Genomic DNA, 17,640 nt, shown 5'->3' on the forward strand with positions numbered 1-17,640 from the left:
GCGCCCGGCACCAGCCGGGCGCAGTTTGTGTCTTTTTGGGAGTAAGCATGTCCGGGTACCGCGTTTGGGAATGTCAGATCTGTGGCTGGGTGTACGATGAGGCCAAAGGCTGGCCCGAGGATGGCATCGCCCCCGGAACCCGCTGGGAGGACATCCCCGACGACTGGTCCTGCCCGGAGTGTGGCGCCGCCAAGGAAGACTTCGAGATGCTGCCCATGGCATCCGATGCGGAGCAACCGGCCAGTCAAAGCGATCAATCCGCCGCCGACGTCCGTCCGGCAGCAACGCCGAACACACCGAAGCAAGCCCAGAGTGGTGGCTACCGCATCTGGGAGTGCATGGTTTGCGGATGGGTATACGACGAGTCCAAGGGCTGGCCCGAGGATGGTATCGCCCCGGGCACCCGCTGGGAGGATATCCCCGAGGACTGGTGCTGCCCTCAGTGCGGCGTAGGGAAAGACGAATTCGACATGGTGCTGGTGACCGAAGAGGCCCCGGAACCTGTTGCTGCAGCAGTGGAAACAGCACCCCAAATCGACAGCGGACGCGAACCGGTTGTGATCATTGGCACTGGCCTTGCCGGCTACAACCTCGCCCGGGAATTCCGCAAGCAGGACCAGACCACTCCGCTGGTGCTGATCACCGCTGATGACGGCACCTTCTATTCAAAGCCCCTGCTATCCGCCTCCCTTGCCCACGGTAAGACACCGCAACAGCTGGCGAGCGCCTCTGCAGAAGACATGGCCAAAGAACTGTCCGCGGAAATACTTGTGCACACCCATGTGAACGATGTCGATAGCGAGACGCGTACTTTGACCCTGGTTCCCGAGAACGGCAGCCACCAGGCAACACTGCGCTATGGCAAGCTGGTGTTCGCCACTGGCGCCGGCTGTCGTCCGCTGCCCCCCATCGAGGGTGATGGTTTGGCGCGCCTGTTACGCGTCAACAGCCTCAGCGACTATCACCGCTTCCGCACCGCACTGGCCAATCGCCGCCGGGTGCTGCTAATTGGTGCGGGCCTGATCGGCTGCGAGTTCGCCAACGACCTGATTCAGGCGGGTTATGAAGTTGATCTGGTCGATCCGCTCGCCTGGCCGCTGGCCACACTGCTGCCCGAGGCCGTCGGCCGGGATCTGGAAAAGGTTCTCTGCGAAGCCGGTGTCCGCTTCCACGGTCAACACAAGGTGACCACCCTGCAAAACGTGGATGGCGGCATCACCGCTGAACTGGACAACGGCGAAACCCTGCAGGCGGATATTGCACTGGCAGCCCTGGGGCTGCAGCCGAACACCGGCCTGGCCGAGGCAGCGGGGCTCGCTGTCAGCCGGGGCATTGCCGTCAACCGCAGCCTGCAAAGCAGCGATCCGAACATCTACGCGCTGGGTGACTGTGCCGAAGTCGACGGCCACCTGCTGTACTTCGTTGCCCCCCTGATGCAGTGCGCCCGGGCACTGGCAAAGACACTGTCCGGGAACGAGACCCCGGTGCGCTACGACGTCATGCCTGTCGCCGTGAAGACCACCCTGCGCCCCACCACCGTCTGTCCTCCCCGGCCCGATAGCGAGGGAGAGTGGCACGTGCAGGCTGGAAGTGGTGGTGTCAGTGCCGAGTTCCGCGGGCCAGATGGCCGGCTGCTCGGCTTCGCCCTCACCGGCGATGCCATCGCCCAACGGGATAAGCTTTCCGGCGAGTGCCAGCCGCTCATGACTGAGTAGCCACAGCTCTGGCAACGCCATCAGGTCGTCTCTGCCCACGGTGATGGGGTTCACGCTCATCGCCGGGCGGGCATTGACGGTTTAATTGCCGTAGAATGGCCGCCTTCACCAAGACTGATCGATTTTTAAGCAGCAGCTATGTCCACACAACATTCCACGGCCCCCGCCCCAAATGCCCTGCAGAGCCGTGCCCTGCGCGACACATTAGGGCAGTTCGCCACCGGCGTGACCGTGGTCACCACCTGTGATACCAGCGGCAATCCGCTGGGGATGACGGTCAACAGCTTCAACTCGGTTTCCCTGGATCCGCCGCTGATTCTGTGGAGCATCGACCGACAGTCACTGGGCTACGAAGCGTTCACCAAGCAGCCGTACTTTGCCGTCCACATACTGAAAGCCGATCAACAGCACGTCTCCAACCTGTTCGCGGGCCGTGGCGCCGACAAGTTTGGCCAGGTGCGCTGGCATGAGGGCCCTGAGCAGGTGCCGATTCTGGAAGACTGTGCCGCCTACTTCCACTGCCGCCTGTACAACTGCGTGGAGGGTGGCGACCATACTATCCTCCTCGGAGAAGTGCAGGACTTCAAAGCCGAAGGCGGCGAACCCCTGGTCTTCCACCGCGGCTGTTACCGGTCGCTCTCAGCGGATGACTGACCGGTAAAAAATTGCCTGTAATAGTGGCCGGGCTGTCATCCCAGCGTCATACTTCAGGCGCAGACTGCCAGCATGGCAAACGTACACACGGTCAAGTTACCCGACTGGAAACGTATGCAGATTCCGGGCACCCTCTTCTGCTTTGCACATCGCGGCTACCGGGAAAGGGCCACAGAGAATACTCTCGAGGCCATCCAGCACGCCCTGGAGTTCGATGTGGACGGCATCGAGATCGATATCTGGAATATCGGCGGCCAGCTGCTGGTCAAACATGACCGCCGTCTCGGTCGCCTGATTGCCGGCAGCGAACTCATCACCGACCTCTGCCCTGAAACCCTGCGCGAAATGCTACTGCCCTGCGGCGGCCGGGTACCCACCCTGCGTGAGGTCCTGGAAGTGGTGGGCAATCACGCCCAGCTGAATATCGAACTGAAAGGCCCCAACTGCGCCGCGCTAGTGGCTGCAGAGCTGGAATCCTACGTCCGTGACAACGGCGCCAGCTTTGAACAGTACCTGATCTCCTCATTCGACCACCGCCAGATATACGACTGCCTGCAGATGCTGCCGGAAGTCCGCCGCGGCGTGCTGATAGACGGTATTCCGCTGGATCTGGCGGCATGTACCGAGCCGCTGAAGGCCTACTCGCTGCACCTGAGCCTGGATTTCGCCGATGCGGAGATGATCGCCGACGGCAAGCGCCGTGGACTCAAGAGCTACGTGTTTACTGTCAACAGCATGGAAGACCTGCACCTGCTGGCAGGTATGGGTGCGGACGGGGTGTTTACCGACGAGCCGAAGCTGGTGATGAACTACAACGCCTCGAAGACAGCGGAAGTTCTCATGCAGCAGCATTTGCAGGCGCCGGAGGAAATGGCGGACCAATCATCTACCCAGGCGACAACCCCGGTCGTCAGTACTCAGTCGGGTCAGCTGTAACTCTCGCTCGAGCACCCTCCCCTCTTCTGTGACGTAGCCTCTGGTTTCCCGGGGCTTTATTTCGCTCCCACAGCGACAGCGAATACGAAAAAGGCCGTATCCTTTCGAATGCGGCCTTTCTGTATTTGGTGGAGCTAAGGCTGCGCGCCCCGGCGGGATCAAACCGCTTTCAGCGGTTCGATCCTCGGCGCCAAACAAAAAACCCCCGCACCTTTCGGTGCGAGGGTTTCTTTGTTTGGTGGAGCTAAGCGGGATCGAACCGCTGACCTCAACACTGCCAGTGTTGCGCTCTCCCAGCTGAGCTATAGCCCCAAATTTTTCGCTTTCGGAGTGCGTTTCCCCTGAAAGCGAGGCGCATTTTAACAGCGCCCCGGCGTCTGTCAACAGAAAAAATAACTTTTTAATCAATCAGTTACGACCGGCGCGTCGCATTCGGTTCCGGGCGGGGTTGCCCCCGCCCTCAGGGTCTTAGACCAGGCCCGCGTACTCTTTCTCCCAGCGCTTCAGTACCTTCTTGCCGGCACCACCCAGCACATCCACAGCGTGACGCAGGCGGGCGCGGGTCAGGTCGGGGCCCAGCAACACCATGGCATCCATGACCGAGAAGGACGCCGTGGTTCCACTGATGGCCACGAACAGTGGCGCGTTGAAGTCCTTCAGCTTGATCTCCATAGCCGTGGCCAGGGCCTTGACGGTCTGGAAGATGCTGTCCTTGTCCCAGCTGCGCAAGGCCTCCAGACGCCACAGGGCAAACTGCAGCAGCTTCTTCTGATCGTCCAGCTCCAGCTTGTTATCGGCAAAGCTGGCCTCGGTGAGCGGCAGCTGACCGGCGGCCAGGAAAGCGACCAGTGGCGCGAAGTCACCGAAGGTCTCCATGCGCTCCTTGGCGTGCGGTAGGACCTGCAGCAGGTTGTCGCGGTTGAACATCCACTGGGTCAGACGATCTGCCAGTTGCTCGTTCTCCAGTTCGCGAATCCACATGCCGTTCAGCCAGGACAGCTTCTCCACATCGAACACGGGGCCGCCCAGGGAGACCCGGTGGATATCGAAATGCTCCAGCATCTGGTCCAGGGTGAACTTCTCGCTCTCGTCCGGCATGGACCAGCCCATACGGCCCAGGTAATTGAGCAGCGCCTCAGGCATAAAGCCAGCGCGCTGATAATAGAGAATGGACGTCGGATTCTTGCGCTTGGACAACTTGGTCTTGTCCGGGTTACGCAACAGCGGCAGGTGGCACAGCACCGGCATTTCCCAGCCAAAGTACTCGTACAGCAACTTGTGCTTGGGGGCGGAATTGATCCACTCCTCGCCGCGCAGTACGTGGGTAATCTCCATCAGGTGATCGTCTACCACGTTGGCCAGGTGGTAGGTGGGCATGCCATCGGACTTCAGCAGGATCTGAGCATCCACCTGAGCCCAGTCGATCTCGATCGGGCCACGCAGCAGGTCTTCCACCACACAGGTACCACTCTCGGGTACATTCATGCGCACCACATAGGGCTCGCCCGCGGTCTTGCGCTTTTCCACTTCCTCCGCTGGCAGGGCCAGGTCGCTGGGTTTCAGCGCAGTACGGCCGGCTTCACGCAGCTCTTCACGCAGCTGCTCAAGCTCATCGGCGGTGCGGTAGCAATGGAAGGCATGGCCTTTCTCCACCAGCTGTTCGCAGTACTTGCGATAGATATCACCGCGTTCACTCTGGCGATAAGGACCATGCGGGCCCTCCACATCCGGCCCCTCATCCCAGTCCAGGCCCAGCCAGCGCAGACTGTCCAGGATTGCCTTCTCAGACTCCGGGGTGCTGCGCTGCTGGTCGGTATCCTCGATCCGCAGCACAAACTGGCCATCCTGGGCGCGGGCGAAGCACATGTTGAACAGGGCGATATAGGCAGTACCGACGTGGGGATCGCCGGTCGGAGACGGTGCAATTCGGGTTCTTACGGTCATAACAAACCTGATTGGGGATGTGGATTGGGGTCAAGTTTAGGCGCGGCATTATAAAGGCGGCAGAGGCCGGCCGCACGGTCCATGGCCCAGAACCTGTATAACCCGACATTTGGCGCAAATAAGCACCAAAAAGACGGAAAAAGACGCAAAACAACGTGACTCACGTCACAGAAAGAGTAACATTGCGCCGATAAATGCTACTTGGCCGTGACACCATCTGCCAAAGTCAGCCATCCGGTACGTGAGTGCTTGCGTACCGGGATAAAGAACAAAACCAGAACATCGCTTTACAACAATGGATTTCGGGGAAAACTGGAAATGAAGACCTCTATTCGTATGCTGCTCACCGCTATTGCCCTGGCCGTGGCAACATCCACTCATGCCGCGACGGACGGTGTCGAGGGAACTGGTGCACATGCGACCTCAACGGGAACCGTCGATGTCACGCTGACTATTACACCCAGCATCATCGTTACGGGCTTTTCGGACGTTGACTTCAACTCGTCCACTACTGAGGTTCCCCAGAACATTTGCGTGGGTGGCACCGGTTTTCAGGAGTTCTCTGTCGATTTCGCCAGTGTCAACGGCAATGCTGTGATTGGATCAGGCGCGACAGACCCGTTTCTGATGGCTGGTACGACCCTTACCAGTGAAACAGTGCCTTATTCAGTCGAGTTCGCAAACTCTGCCGGTGCATCAGCTGGGAGCGGTATCGTAAGTACGGACGGGACAACTGGCGCCAACACTTTCCTGAGGCAAGCCTCTGTTGCGGATTGCGAAACTGGGGGCGTGACAAACGCCACTCTTATCCTAGATATCGGTGCTGCATTTGACTTTTCCGCACTTAACGATAGTGAGTACACCGACGTACTGACTATTCAGGTTTCTGCGAATTAAAAACTGTCCAGGGCTGCCTCGAGCTAGGCAGCCCCAATTTATCCAAGCAGATGAAAGCAGCATTATTCAGGGCAACCCTTGTTCTTGCCCTTGTACCAAGTATTTGTCACGGTGCGACTGCTGCATTCATTTTAGAGACAGCTACCCCCCAAGGGTTTGCTGATTTCTCGAAGCCTGAACCTCTAGTTGCAGACCTATATTTTGGTAACCGGCCACTCGGTTCCGTCCAGGTTACAATCGACCCGGGCACGGTGCGCTTTCAAACCCCTGATCGCGTTCTCCAGCTGCTCCCGCAAACGCTGGATCCCGACCTCATCAAAGCCCTCCTACAGCGGCCCTTAGCCCGCAATGGCGACCGGCTGTGCCGCACGTCCCTGCAGCACAATTGCGGCATTTTGAGCCCGAGCGATATCGGCCTGATCTACGACGAAAACCGCTTCCGCATCGACCTGTTTATCGCACCGCACCTGCTCCCCCAGCGCGCAGCGATTGAAGATCGTTACCTGCCGGAATCCAGTAGTGAATTCTCTTTCATCCAGAACCTTACCGGCAGCTGGTCCGGCGTACAGAGCGAAACAGGCCCGGATTCCGAGGCTTTTTCCCTGTACGGGCAATCGATCCTGAGTTTCGGCGAGAGCGGCCTGCACAGCCAGTGGACGGTGGGTGATCAGGACGATGGGCAGATTTATGAGCTGCACTGGACCCGCGATTATCGCGGGCGGGCCTACTCTGCCGGCCTTATTCAACCCTTAAATGGCTTCAGTAGTTTCACTGCCTCGCCCTACCTGTACGGCGTGGAGTATCGCAGTTCCAATAACAGCCGTGCCGACAACCGCTATCAACAGGGGGCGCCGCTGGAAGTGAACATGCCGTTGCGCGGGCGGGTCGAGGTACGTCGCGACGGGCGCCTGCTGCACAGCGAACTGCTAGAAGCTGGCAACCAGCTGCTCGACACCTCGAGTCTGCCCGGCGGCGCCTACGAGGTGGAGATCCGCACACTGGATGAAAGCGGACGGGTGCTGGCGGAGTACACCGAGTTTTTCGCCAAGGATTCTCTGCTGCCCGCTCCCGGTGAATGGCGCTGGAGCGTTCAGGCCGGACAACCAGCCCTGCTCAACCCCGCCGAGATACTGCCAGAAGCAGCAGACGATATGTTCTTCCAGGCAGGAGTGGCCCACCGTGTGCTCGACAATGCCGGCCTGTTTACCAATGTTGCGGCCACAAACCACTCCCAGCTACTGGAAGTTGGAGCACGCTGGGTAACCCCCTATCTGGAGCTGTCGCCGAGCTTGCTGGAAACAGATGGTGGCCGCAGCGGCTACCGTCTATACGCTGCCCTCAAGACGCCGTGGTTTCAGTTGAGCGCGAACGAATCACGGCTGGACGACGAGGACACTGTACCCGAGGCAGATAGCTATGCGTTGTTGAATCGGGGCTTCTTCCAGCGCAATGCCAGCCTCACCGCACCATTGATCGGCGGGCAGCTTGCCCTGCGTTACAGTGAGCGCGACCGGGGTGTCTCCCTTTCCCGCCCGGAATTTACTCTCGACGACGAGGAGACAGCTGCGGAACACCTCACCACAATTGAATACCGTCGCAACTTATTCCGCGCTCGGAACTGGCTGGGCGAGCTGACCCTGGCCCACAGCGATGCCGATGGCCAGCAGCTGACGACGGCAAGCTTCCAGATGCGACTGCGCAGCGGCCGATGGAATCACAGCGCTCGCCTGCGCAGCGACACTGGCAACACAGACATTGACGGCCTCCGCGCAGGCTTTGACTCCTCCTGGAATGACCGCGATCTGTGGGCCCTGGAGCTGGATCAACAATTTTCTGCCGAGACAGACCAGGACGGGCATTACCTGCGCAGCAATACCCGGCTTGCCGGCCATCGCGGCTTCGCCAGCTCAACGGTGCAATACCTGAATAACGGTCAACAAGAAGCGCTAAATTACCTCGGCAGTTTCTCCACCAACTTGATGACCAATGGTGACAGCTTCGCCTGGGGCGGGGAGCGCCCCTACGACAGCGCAGTAATGGTCAATATTGATGGCAGCGCCGACCAGGACTTCGAGATTCTGGTAAATGGTGTGCGACGTGGCTACGCCAAAGGCGGCGGCCAGTCATTGATCAACCTGCCTTCTTTCGGCAGCTATGAGGTGGCACTGCGGCCATTAGAAGAAGGCTTCTATGATTACAGCGAACAAAGCGAGGTGCTTACCCTGTACCCCGGCAACGTGGCCAACACTGAGTACGATATTCAGCCACTGATCCTCGCTCTCGGCCGCATCGTTCGCGACGACTCTCCGGTAGCACATGCAAAGATCAGTATCGGTGAGTACAGTGCCGTGACCGACGATATGGGGGTCTTCCAGATGGAAATGCGGGGGGACCCACGGCGTTTACAAGTGCCGCCAGTGCGCTGGGGCAACTGCCGGGTTGCGCTGCCGGAGCAGAGCGCTGGCGAGCACTGGGTGAACCTGGGTGTGATCGATCTCGCCACCGCACAGTGTGCTGCAGAGGGAGTGGGACATGCGGGCCGCTAATTTCCTGCGAGTGTGCGCCGCACTCTGTCTGCTGCAGTTTCCCGGCGGCCTCGCCTGGTCGGAGTCCACAAACGCGAGGCCATGCGACAATGGTGCCGGGCCACCCAATGATCCAGCCAGCGCCGGCTATGACGAGCGCTTGATTGGCGCGTGCCAACTGGAAAATACCGACAACACCTTCGCTTTCAAGCCAGCCATCCGCAATCAGGGCGATGTGGCGTTTTCAGTGCGCAGCTGCTCACCAGATGGAGCCAGCGATACCTGTGACTTTGCCACTCCGTATGCCGTGACACTCACCGGAGCCACGACGGGAAACGGGAAAAAATTTGTACTCGCAGGCGCCCAGGATGAGGCCGAGGTAACCCTCACCTTCTCGAGCGGCGGAGTTTCAGAGGCCCTTTCGCCGGGTGATCCTTCCGGGCTATTTGCCGGTGGCAGCAACGGCCAGCAAGTGCCCGCGATCATCAACGTTTCCTTACAGAACCTGGGTAAGCTGAAAGGCACTTTCTATAGCGGTACTTTCTCGCTCGGAATAGACCAGTGTGGAACCAACGACTCTGGTGGTGTCGTGCCCTGTGATGGCAGCAAGCCAGTCACCCGGATTGCGGCCGGGGAGGAAATCACCTTCACCATCAACCTGGTTGTTGATGCGGAAATCCGGATTTCTGGCCTGGAGGATATGGAACTGCTAGCCGACGGCACTGGTGCCTACTCTGACAGCCAGGAGTTTTGTGTCTATGCCAGCTCAGGAGCTCTGTTTCGCATTACGGCTGACAGCCAAACAGGCACGGGCATTTTTCAACTTCAAGGTGTGACAGAAAGCCTGCAGTATGAGACCGTAGTGTCTAACCTCACGGGCAACTCAGAGACACTGGCAGAAGCGGTAATTTCTTCGAGTACGTGGCAGGGCAACCCGGAAGTGGATTGCAACAGCTATAGCGAGGAAAACATGCGTATTGATATCCGCGTTCCTCCTGCAGAGATCAACTCAGCCTCGGAAACCAGCTATTCCGACACGCTTACGCTCACGGTGGAAGTGCAATAAGCATTCTTATTGTGGAAATGGCACGCGGATTTTTTCTGTATTGCCTGCAGAGCGGGTCAGCAGGGATAAATAGCCCCCGCTCAGCTCGGTTTCCACAGGCAACGCAGTACCGGCATAGATCCGTCCGGACAGGTCGAGATCAGAGCAGGTATCGTCCTCTGCACAAGACTGCGCACTGGCGATTTCCACGTTGATATTTCCGCTGTTACGCAACTGCCACTTGTCACCGTCACTTTCCAGCGCCAGGTCAAATTTCCCTTCTTGCGGCTGCACGAAAACCAGCGCCTGATAAGCCACCAGAATCTTCAATGCCGTGCGGTCGGTCTTGAGATCACCCACCACCGGCTTGAATGTTACCCGGTAGACTTTTTCGGTCTCGAGGTTCCGCTCCAGTGACATCAAGCGGAACCGCTTCTGCTCACCTGGGCCAATGACGGCTTTGGAGGGGCTGACAAGCAATTTGAATTCCCGCGGGTCCACCACGCGCACACGCTTTTCTTCCGCAGTGCCCGGGTTGTCCACCCGGTAGATTTCAGTCTGCAGATACAGGTTCTCTGCGTCCGGGTTGCTCACCACGATGTCATCCCGAGCATTGGGTACGTCATCCAGGTAAACAATGATCTTGTCCAGTGCCATCGCCGCCAGCGACGGAGCCGCGGCAGTGGCTAACAGCAATGCGATCAGGAAGGAGAGGCTACGGGAAACTGGCTTTCTCATCAGGCTCTAATCGTTTGTCACTCAAAGCCCCATTCTAAAGGGCCCCGAAGGGGAAACAACTACTGCGCAACAACAAGGATCTCGATTTCGCCATCCCCAGCCTCAGCAGCAGTCTTTGAGCCGCCCCCACCCCCACTGACCGGCAGGCAGTACGCCCCTCGCCCGCCTGCAAAGATCCCTATCAGGACGTCAGCGTTGTCACGGTCTTTTTCACGCACCTCAACCCGGTAACGCTCAGTGGGTTGCCGATACAGGCACAGCCGGGTTTCTGTCGTGGTGGTTGTTCGCTGCAACTCTGCACGCGGCAAAATGTGGAGGGTGATACGGGCCGATGCCGAGGCGGTCGAGGCTTCACCAACCGCCAGGTGCCAGGGCCACAAACCCAGCAAGATGGAGAGAAACAGCGTCCGGCGAACATCCTGTTTTGAAGCGCTCACAACAAACCTCAGACCGCTGATGGCCACCGCGGTATGGCTGCCCCCCAAGCCAGTGTAGACCGGAGGGACCGGGCGACTGGCGACGGTCAGAGCCACACCGGTTTTTACTGCCCGGCCGCCTTGCAAGCGCGCTTGCAGCGACTATTTTTCCTGTATGGCCGCGGCCCACGACCTTCACCGGCACAGGGCATTACTGCGGAGTATCAACAAGTGTTCAGTTTGTTGTGATGGGCGCCGACGCGGGCATAGCGTGCGCTCCGAAAGCACAATAACGCCCGCAGAACGGATCGACTCAATGCTGATAGCGCACCGTGGCGACACCAGCCGCCAACCGGAAAACACCATCGCCGCCTTCGAGGGCGCTCACAGCCTGGGGGCCTGCGCGATCCAGTCCCAGGTTCAGTTCAGCGCCGAGGGCACTCCCTGGTGCTTCGCCCAGCCTAACCTCAGGCTACCCGATACTCGGAGAGCCAAACCACTGCACAAGATCAGCGACCGGGACCTGCGCCAGCTGCCCATGAACACCTTTGCGCAGTTACTGGACTGGGCAGGGCGACACCGGCACCTGGATTGGTTTATTGAGCTGCAGGACAAGACCCTGAAGAGCGTCGGCGCCGAGCAGGCGGTGGAGGCCGTGGCCCGGCGATTGCGCCACCAGAGCGATTCTTTCGCCCTGCTCACCAGTGATTGCCGCAGCCTGCGCCTGGCCCGCAGCATTGGTTGCCATCAGGTGGCGCTGAAGCTGGACAGTATCGTCCAGTGTCTGTCGATCGAGGTTCTGACTCTGGCCCCGGACTATCTGCTGATCCGTGACAGCAGCGTCGACTGTGCCGAACTGCCCCCCGGGCCCTGGCAGTGGGTGGTCTATGAAGTGAACTCGGCACAAGAGGCGGTCGAGTGGCGCGCCCGTGGCGCCCACCATATCCTCACCGGCAACCTGTCGCTGCTGATGCGCTCCCGAGAAGCAAGCGATGTCTACGGATTTTGATGCCCTGGTGGTTGGCGCCGGCATTCAGGGGGCCGGGGCTGCAGAGGCGCTGTCGGAGGCCGGGTACCGGGTGGCGATACTCGAGCAGATTGGCATCGCCGCCGCCACTTCCTCCCGCTCATCAAAACTGATTCACGGTGGACTTCGCTATCTGGAGAGCGGCCAGTTTCACCTGGTTTACGAATGCCTGAGGGAACGCCGCTGGCTGTTGGCCAACAAACCACAGCTGGTGCGCATGGTGCCGTTTTATATCCCCGTCTACCGTCACAGCCGCCGCTCCCCGTGGACGGTGCGACTGGGCCTGACAGTTTACGCCCTGCTGGCGGGCGTCATCAGCGGCCAGTCTCGCTTCCGCGCCATCCCCCGTAGTGAGTGGGAACAGCTTTCCGGCCTGATCCAAGAGGATCTCATCGCCGTTTACCGCTACTACGATGCGCAGACCGACGACGCCGCGCTGACGCGCAATGTGGTGGAATCCGCCGTTGCCAGGGGCGCGCAGTTGATCTGTCCCGGCAGTCTCGTCGGTGCCGAGCTCACCGGCCAGGGTATGCGTGTGGACTATGTGGCGGACGGTCAGCTGAATACGTTGCGTGCCCGGGTGCTGGTGAATTGCAGCGGTCCCTGGGTGAGCAATACCAATGACCGCTGCTCGCCCCAGGCCCCCTTGCCAGCGCTGGATCTTGTCGCCGGCACCCATATCGAACTGCCCATGTCCCTTGGCAACAAGATTTTTTATGTCGAGGCGGAGGACGGACGCGCGGTTTTTGTGATGCCCTGGCAGGGCCAGACCCTGGTGGGCACCACCGAGCGCAGTTACCGGGGCGACCCGCGCGATGTGGCACCAACACTGGAAGAAGAGCAGTACCTGCTGCACACGGTGCAACGTTACTTCCCCCAGACGCGGCAGCTGCGCGGCAAGGATATCTGTGACAGCTGGGCAGGGCTGCGGGTATTGCCACAGTCGAAAGACTCACCTTTCACGCGGCCGCGGGATACGCTGATCTGCTGCGACGATCCTCGGCGACCAAGGGTGCTCGCCGTCGCCGGCGGCAAGCTCACCAGCTACCGGGCCACGGCGCGAAAAATCGTCAAGACCCTGCGCCCGACACTGGAAGCGCCTGAGAGCGAGCAATCAGGCGAACCCGCCGCATCGGCCACTACCAGCCGCTCTGAAAAGGAAAATCACTAGAAATCTGAAAGCCCGAGGCAGCGGCGACTGGTTCCGAGGTTCCCGCACCTTGCTGGTTACGGGCAATGGGGCCCTTCCCCTATAATGCGCGGACATTTTTTGCTGTACCGAACACACTGTTTGTATGCCCGACTCCCCCATCACACCGCCCGAAAACGCCAAATCAAAGGCCGTCTCCCATCGGTTCTGCACCGCGCCGCTGATGGACTGGAGCGACCGTCACTGCCGTTATTTCTGGCGTCTCCTGACCAAGCGGGCCACCCTGTATACGGAGATGGTCACCACAGGTGCGCTGCTGTTCGGTGACCGGGAGCGACACCTGAACTTCAGCCCCGAGGAGCAGCCGGTCGCCCTGCAGCTCGGCGGCAGTGATCCCAAAGAACTGGCGCAGTGCGCGCAGCTGGCCGAGCAGTGGGGCTACAGCGAGGTCAACCTGAACTGCGGCTGCCCCAGTGACCGGGTGCAGTCCGGACGCTTCGGCGCCTGCCTGATGGCCGAGCCGAAACTGGTCGCTGATTGCCTTGCTGCCATGCGCGAGGCTGTCTCTATCCCGGTTACCGTCAAGCACCGGATCGGCATCGACGATATGGAGGACTACGCCGGCCTGACTGCCTTCGTGGAGGCACAGGCGGGGGTCGGTATCGACACCTTCATCGTGCACGCTCGCAAGGCCTGGCTAAACGGCCTCAGTCCAAAGGAGAACCGGGAGATACCACCGCTGAAATACGACATGGTCTACCAGCTCAAGCGTGACTTCCCGGAGCTGGAAATCGTGCTGAATGGCGGTATCAATTCTCTGGAAGAATGCGAACAGCATTTGCAGGAACTGGACGGTGTTATGCTGGGGCGCGCGGCCTATCAGAACCCGGTATTACTGGCGGAAGTGGATAGCCGTCTCTTCGGTGATGAACCCGGCCCTTCTCCGGTGGAGGTGGTGGAGCAAATGCTGCCCTACATAGAGCGCGAGATGAGCCGTGGGCAGCGCCTAAACTACATCAGCCGGCATATGCTCGGGCTCTTCCAGGGGGTGCCTGGCGCACGGCGCTTTCGGCGTCACCTGAGCGAAAACGCCCACAAGCCCGGTGCCGGTCCGGAGGTCATGCGTGACGCCCTTTCACTCGTCACCCAGGCAGCCTGACCCCGCGTTGAAAGTGAGTGGATTTGTTGGATTCCGCAGATAAATAAATTTAAGGAAGTGAGATGAACAAACTGGAACAATTGCGGCAACGCAGCCTGGTGGTGGCCGATACCGGCGATATCGAGGCAATCCGGCGCTATCGCCCCCACGATGCCACTACCAACCCCTCACTTCTTTACAAGGCCGCCCAGCTACCCCAATACCAACCCTATCTGGTAGATGCCCTGGCGTGGGCGGATCGACACCGCGGTGAACGCGGCCGGCTGGCGGCGATGAAGCTCGCCGTAGCCATCGGTGCCGAGATTCTGGATATTGTCCCCGGCGTGGTGTCTACAGAGGTCGATGCGCGCCTCTCGTTCGACACCCGCGCCACGGTGGAGTACGCACGACAGCTGATCCACTTGTACGAACAGGCAGATATCGACCGCGAGCGGGTACTGATCAAGGTTGCCTCCACCTGGGAGGGCATCACCGCCGCCAGCATCCTCGAGCGCGAGGGAATCCACTGCAACCTGACGCTACTGTTCAGCTTCTGCCAGGCGGTAGCCTGCGCCGAGGCCGGCGTAACCCTGATCTCCCCTTTCGTGGGCCGCATCCTGGACTGGCACAAGGCCAGCAGTGGCAGGGACTTTACCGCAGCTGACGATCCCGGTGTGGCCTCGGTGCAAGGCATCTACCAGTACTACAAGTCCCGTGGCTATGACACGGTCGTGATGGGCGCAAGCTTCCGCAACACTGGTGAAATCGAGGCCCTGGCCGGTTGCGACCGCCTCACCATCAGCCCGCAGTTGTTGCAGGCCCTGGAGGAGGATTCCGGTACCCTGGCGAGCGGCCTACCGGACCGGGTTGCTCCGGAGGAGCGCCCCCGGCAGGCACTGACGGAGGCGGAGTTCCGCTACCAGCTGAATGCGGACGCCATGGCCACCGAAAAACTGGCAGAGGGCATCCGCAACTTTGTCCACGACCAGGAGCAACTGGAGCAGCTGCTCCTGCAACAGGCGAAGGAGCGCGCAACCAGCGATGCTGCGACAAATTCGTAAACTGTTCGAGCAGATCGGCGAAAGCGAGGACATCGAGAAACGCGATGCCAGTGACCTGCGCGTGATCAGCGCGGCTCTTCTGGCTGAAGTAGCCACGGTGGACCACAATCTGGATGAACGGGAACGGGAAACCCTGGCTGCGGTGCTCCAGCAGCACTACCGCCTGGAAGCCGCTGAAGCCAGCGAACTGGTGGAGGAGGCGCTCAGCCACCGTGAAGATGCCACCTCCCTGTACGAATTCACCCAGACAGTGAATCGGGAGTTTGACGACCAGAATAAATACCTACTGGTGCGGCAAATGTGGCAGGTAGCCCTGGCAGACGGCACCATCGAACCCTTCGAAGAACACCTGATCCGCCGCGTGGCGGATCTCATCTACCTGCCCCATGGACTCTTTACCCGGGCACGGGCTGAGGCCCGGGAGATGGGCAAGTTGAAATAGGGATAACAGACAGCGGTCGAAGAGCCGCTGCGGGCATCAGTGCATGCGTGTGGAAGGGCTGTCGAGAGGGTCGCACTCCCGCTCGAGGGTGTGGACCAGATCGCGGAAGGTCTCGGCGTTGTGCTCGTTCATGCTCATCAGCACCCGGTGTGCCTCGAGCACTTTCTCCCGTGCCGCGCACTCATCAGGTGTCTTGCACTTGAGAGGTTCCGGTTCTGCGGCGTAATCGCGGTGCTCTTCACTGACTTCAATCAGTGCGTCAAAGCCCATCGCATCGAGCAGGTGGTGAATCCCCTGATCAGTGGTCAACACCAACGGTTTTTCACAGCCGCGCTCCAGGGCACGAATGGCGATCTTGGCCATCAGCCCGAGGGTTGTGCTGTCGACGCCCTTTGCCCCGTGGAGGTCAAAAACGACATCGTTGAAGTCATCGTGCTGAAACATGCTGTCGATAAAGTTATCGAACGAAGTGCACAGATTGAGTCGCACATCGCCAATCAGCTTGATGACGTAGATACCCTCGTGGGCACCGACCATTATTTGCCCGGACTGCATAACAACCTCTGGCACCTCCGCCGTGCCGCGCGCTGCGATCACTACAGAAGTGGCGAAAGTTCACATTGGGTCAGAGCAGTATCACTCGCGCCAGTTGGCGGATACCGCACTTTTGATTACAAATCGGGCGGAGCTTACTCCTGCGGCCGGGGAGTGACAAGACTTTGCCCGCCCCTTTGCGGACCAACCAGTCAGCACAGATCAACTCTGGCGCAGGGTGAGGATGGTGACGTCGTCGGGCAGCGGCTCCGACGTATCCACATGCAGCGCCGAGCACAGGCTGTCGAGATCGCCCCGGCTGGCATTGATCGCACTCAGTAGCTCCTGCTCCCGCTCCAGCAAATCGCCACTGAAAAGTTCCAGCACACCGTCTGAACAGGCCACCAGACTCCAGCTACTGGGCAGCGTCGCCTCGAGCACCTGCCAGTTTCCCCGCTCAAAAAGCCCGAGCGGTCGGCCCTTGCCTGGCAACCATTCGGCACCCTGGTTGGTCACCAGCGCCGGCGTCGGCACCTGGCCGGCCACCGCGTAATGCAACTTGCGAGCACGGCTGTCGATCGCCCCCACGAACATAGTGGCATGCTTGTCGAGCCGGGTGGACAACAGTTCCCGGTTGATGGTCTGCAAGATATCCAACAGGTCGTCGTGAAGCGTATCCAGGTGCGTGAAAAGTGGCCGCTCCCGCAGCAGGTGCATGATGCTGTGCTTGATCAGAGCCGTAACCAGCGCCGAAGACACCCCGTGACCAGAAACGTCCACCAGATAAAAGGCCACAAAGCGCTCGCCGAAGAGGCCGTAATCGATAAAGTCGCCACTGAGAAATAGCGAGGGCACCAGGCGGTAAGCGGCCTCGATACCCGCAGGATACTGGTAAGGCGTTCTGGGCAGCAGGTGCTGCTGCAATAGGCGACCCGCCTCCTGATCCCGCTGCAGCACCTCGACGTGATCCCGCAGCTCACGATTACGCCGCTCCAGTGCCTCGCGATAGTCGCGATTCTCTCGTGCCATTTTCTGGGCGTCGGTAATGCGGGAGACGGCGTGCTCGATGACCGCTTCGTCTTCGATGGGTTTGAGCAGGTAGTCGCTGGCGCCGAGCCGCAGCGCCTGCACCACATCGCTGACTTCACTGTTGGATGCCAGCACGACCACGGGGGTTTCCGGTGAGGCCTGTTTGATCTTGCGCAGGACTTCCAGCCCCCCCATATCGGGCAGGTGCAAGTCAGTCACCACTAGCATGAAGAGGCCGGGGGCGAACTGACCAATACCCTCCAGGCCACTTTGTGCCAGCGTCACCGAGAAGCCCTGCCTTACAAGAGACTGCCTGACAAAATCGCGGGAAGGCTGGTCGGCCTCGATCAACAGCAGTGACTGGCGCTCGCCCATGGGGTCAGCCCAAT

Annotated in this window: 16 protein-coding genes and 1 tRNA gene; 11 read left to right on the forward strand and 6 right to left on the reverse strand. The window is 60.0% G+C overall.

The annotated features are described in order from the left end of the window. Window positions 1–47: 47 nt before the first annotated feature. From AUP74_RS00470 to AUP74_RS00480, 3 genes are all read left to right on the forward strand, one after another. Window positions 48–1,715, forward strand: a complete 1,668-nt coding sequence (locus tag AUP74_RS00470) for an FAD-dependent oxidoreductase (protein ID WP_083260728.1) — start codon at window positions 48–50, stop codon at window positions 1,713–1,715. A 138-nt stretch (window positions 1,716–1,853) separates the two neighbouring features. Beyond that, window positions 1,854–2,369 carry a flavin reductase family protein gene (locus AUP74_RS00475; protein ID WP_069945830.1) on the forward strand — a complete coding sequence of 172 codons (516 nt, stop codon included), beginning with the start codon at window positions 1,854–1,856 and terminating at the stop codon, window positions 2,367–2,369. A 72-nt stretch (window positions 2,370–2,441) separates the two neighbouring features. After that, the gene (locus tag AUP74_RS00480; RefSeq protein ID WP_226999845.1) at window positions 2,442–3,305 is read left to right on the forward strand and encodes a glycerophosphodiester phosphodiesterase; all 864 of its coding nucleotides are present in this window, start codon (window positions 2,442–2,444) and stop codon (window positions 3,303–3,305) included. Window positions 3,306–3,541: 236 nt separating this feature from the next. Here the strand turns inward: AUP74_RS00480 and AUP74_RS00485 are convergent. Then, a tRNA-Ala gene (locus AUP74_RS00485) sits at window positions 3,542–3,617 on the reverse strand. Between the two features lie 156 nt (window positions 3,618–3,773). Continuing rightward, complete coding sequence (gene gltX, locus AUP74_RS00490) at window positions 3,774–5,249, reverse strand: glutamate--tRNA ligase (protein WP_069945831.1); 1,476 nt, start codon at window positions 5,247–5,249, stop codon at window positions 3,774–3,776. A gap of 318 nt (window positions 5,250–5,567) precedes the next feature. Here gltX and AUP74_RS00495 point away from each other — a divergent pair, with 318 nt between their 5' ends. The 3 genes from AUP74_RS00495 to AUP74_RS00505 all read left to right on the forward strand — a co-directional run bounded on the left by AUP74_RS00495 (window position 5,568) and on the right by AUP74_RS00505 (window position 9,737). Further along, window positions 5,568–6,146: a hypothetical protein gene (locus AUP74_RS00495; RefSeq protein ID WP_069945832.1), complete on the forward strand. Its 579-nt coding sequence runs from the start codon at window positions 5,568–5,570 to the stop codon at window positions 6,144–6,146. Window positions 6,147–6,541: 395 nt separating this feature from the next. After that, the gene (locus tag AUP74_RS00500; protein WP_226999846.1) at window positions 6,542–8,692 is read left to right on the forward strand and encodes a TcfC E-set like domain-containing protein; all 2,151 of its coding nucleotides are present in this window, start codon (window positions 6,542–6,544) and stop codon (window positions 8,690–8,692) included. Next, the gene (locus tag AUP74_RS00505; protein ID WP_069945833.1) at window positions 8,679–9,737 is read left to right on the forward strand and encodes a hypothetical protein; all 1,059 of its coding nucleotides are present in this window, start codon (window positions 8,679–8,681) and stop codon (window positions 9,735–9,737) included. Before AUP74_RS00500 ends, AUP74_RS00505 begins: the two co-directional genes overlap by 14 nt. 6 nt (window positions 9,738–9,743) lie before the next feature. Here the strand turns inward: AUP74_RS00505 and AUP74_RS00510 are convergent, their stop codons facing one another. Together AUP74_RS00510 and AUP74_RS00515 are read right to left on the reverse strand one after the other, a co-directional pair. Next, window positions 9,744–10,454, reverse strand: coding sequence for a fimbria/pilus periplasmic chaperone (locus AUP74_RS00510; protein WP_069945834.1), 711 nt, complete (start codon window positions 10,452–10,454; stop codon window positions 9,744–9,746). 59 nt (window positions 10,455–10,513) lie between these two features. Next, window positions 10,514–10,918, reverse strand: coding sequence for a hypothetical protein (locus AUP74_RS00515; protein ID WP_145924274.1), 405 nt, complete (start codon window positions 10,916–10,918; stop codon window positions 10,514–10,516). A 268-nt stretch (window positions 10,919–11,186) separates the two neighbouring features. Between AUP74_RS00515 and AUP74_RS00520 the strand changes: the two genes are divergently transcribed. From AUP74_RS00520 to AUP74_RS00540, 5 genes are all read left to right on the forward strand, one after another. Next, entirely contained in the window at window positions 11,187–11,879 is a 693-nt protein-coding gene (locus AUP74_RS00520; RefSeq protein WP_069945836.1) for a glycerophosphodiester phosphodiesterase family protein, read from the forward strand. After that, entirely contained in the window at window positions 11,863–13,068 is a 1,206-nt protein-coding gene (locus AUP74_RS00525; protein ID WP_069945837.1) for a glycerol-3-phosphate dehydrogenase/oxidase, read from the forward strand. Before AUP74_RS00520 ends, AUP74_RS00525 begins: the two co-directional genes overlap by 17 nt. 124 nt (window positions 13,069–13,192) lie before the next feature. Next, window positions 13,193–14,206, forward strand: coding sequence for a tRNA dihydrouridine(20/20a) synthase DusA (gene dusA, locus AUP74_RS00530; RefSeq protein WP_083260730.1), 1,014 nt, complete (start codon window positions 13,193–13,195; stop codon window positions 14,204–14,206). Between the two features lie 62 nt (window positions 14,207–14,268). Next, a complete protein-coding gene (gene tal / locus AUP74_RS00535) occupies window positions 14,269–15,246 on the forward strand; it encodes a transaldolase (RefSeq protein ID WP_069945838.1) in 978 nt (325 codons plus the stop codon). After that, entirely contained in the window at window positions 15,227–15,688 is a 462-nt protein-coding gene (locus tag AUP74_RS00540; RefSeq protein WP_069945839.1) for a tellurite resistance TerB family protein, read from the forward strand. The genes tal and AUP74_RS00540 overlap by 20 nt, the downstream gene beginning before the upstream one ends. Window positions 15,689–15,724: 36 nt before the next feature. Here the strand turns inward: AUP74_RS00540 and AUP74_RS00545 are convergent, their stop codons facing one another. Then, the gene (locus AUP74_RS00545) at window positions 15,725–16,243 is read right to left on the reverse strand and encodes an STAS domain-containing protein (RefSeq protein WP_069945840.1); all 519 of its coding nucleotides are present in this window, start codon (window positions 16,241–16,243) and stop codon (window positions 15,725–15,727) included. A 201-nt stretch (window positions 16,244–16,444) separates the two neighbouring features. Further along, a complete protein-coding gene (locus AUP74_RS00550) occupies window positions 16,445–17,626 on the reverse strand; it encodes a PP2C family protein-serine/threonine phosphatase (protein WP_069945841.1) in 1,182 nt (393 codons plus the stop codon). Window positions 17,627–17,640: the final 14 nt, after the last annotated feature.

The sequence above is a fragment of the Microbulbifer aggregans genome (genome assembly GCF_001750105.1).
Taxonomy (GTDB): domain Bacteria; phylum Pseudomonadota; class Gammaproteobacteria; order Pseudomonadales; family Cellvibrionaceae; genus Microbulbifer; species Microbulbifer aggregans.

Bases quoted from the DNA above. Each gene is read 5' to 3' on its own strand.
- AUP74_RS00470 (WP_083260728.1), top strand. From the start codon at position 48: ATGTCCGGGTACCGCGTTTGGGAATGTCAGATCTGTGGCTGGGTGTAC.
- AUP74_RS00475 (WP_069945830.1), top strand. From the start codon at position 1,854: ATGTCCACACAACATTCCACGGCCCCCGCCCCAAATGCCCTGCAGAGC.
- AUP74_RS00480 (WP_226999845.1), top strand. From the start codon at position 2,442: ATGGCAAACGTACACACGGTCAAGTTACCCGACTGGAAACGTATGCAG.
- gltX (WP_069945831.1), bottom strand. From the start codon at position 5,249: ATGACCGTAAGAACCCGAATTGCACCGTCTCCGACCGGCGATCCCCAC.
- AUP74_RS00495 (WP_069945832.1), top strand. From the start codon at position 5,568: ATGAAGACCTCTATTCGTATGCTGCTCACCGCTATTGCCCTGGCCGTG.
- AUP74_RS00505 (WP_069945833.1), top strand. From the start codon at position 8,679: ATGCGGGCCGCTAATTTCCTGCGAGTGTGCGCCGCACTCTGTCTGCTG.
- AUP74_RS00510 (WP_069945834.1), bottom strand. From the start codon at position 10,454: ATGAGAAAGCCAGTTTCCCGTAGCCTCTCCTTCCTGATCGCATTGCTG.
- AUP74_RS00520 (WP_069945836.1), top strand. From the start codon at position 11,187: ATGCTGATAGCGCACCGTGGCGACACCAGCCGCCAACCGGAAAACACC.
- AUP74_RS00525 (WP_069945837.1), top strand. From the start codon at position 11,863: ATGTCTACGGATTTTGATGCCCTGGTGGTTGGCGCCGGCATTCAGGGG.
- dusA (WP_083260730.1), top strand. From the start codon at position 13,193: ATGCCCGACTCCCCCATCACACCGCCCGAAAACGCCAAATCAAAGGCC.
- tal (WP_069945838.1), top strand. From the start codon at position 14,269: ATGAACAAACTGGAACAATTGCGGCAACGCAGCCTGGTGGTGGCCGAT.
- AUP74_RS00540 (WP_069945839.1), top strand. From the start codon at position 15,227: ATGCTGCGACAAATTCGTAAACTGTTCGAGCAGATCGGCGAAAGCGAG.
- AUP74_RS00545 (WP_069945840.1), bottom strand. From the start codon at position 16,243: ATGCAGTCCGGGCAAATAATGGTCGGTGCCCACGAGGGTATCTACGTC.
- AUP74_RS00550 (WP_069945841.1), bottom strand. From the start codon at position 17,626: ATGGGCGAGCGCCAGTCACTGCTGTTGATCGAGGCCGACCAGCCTTCC.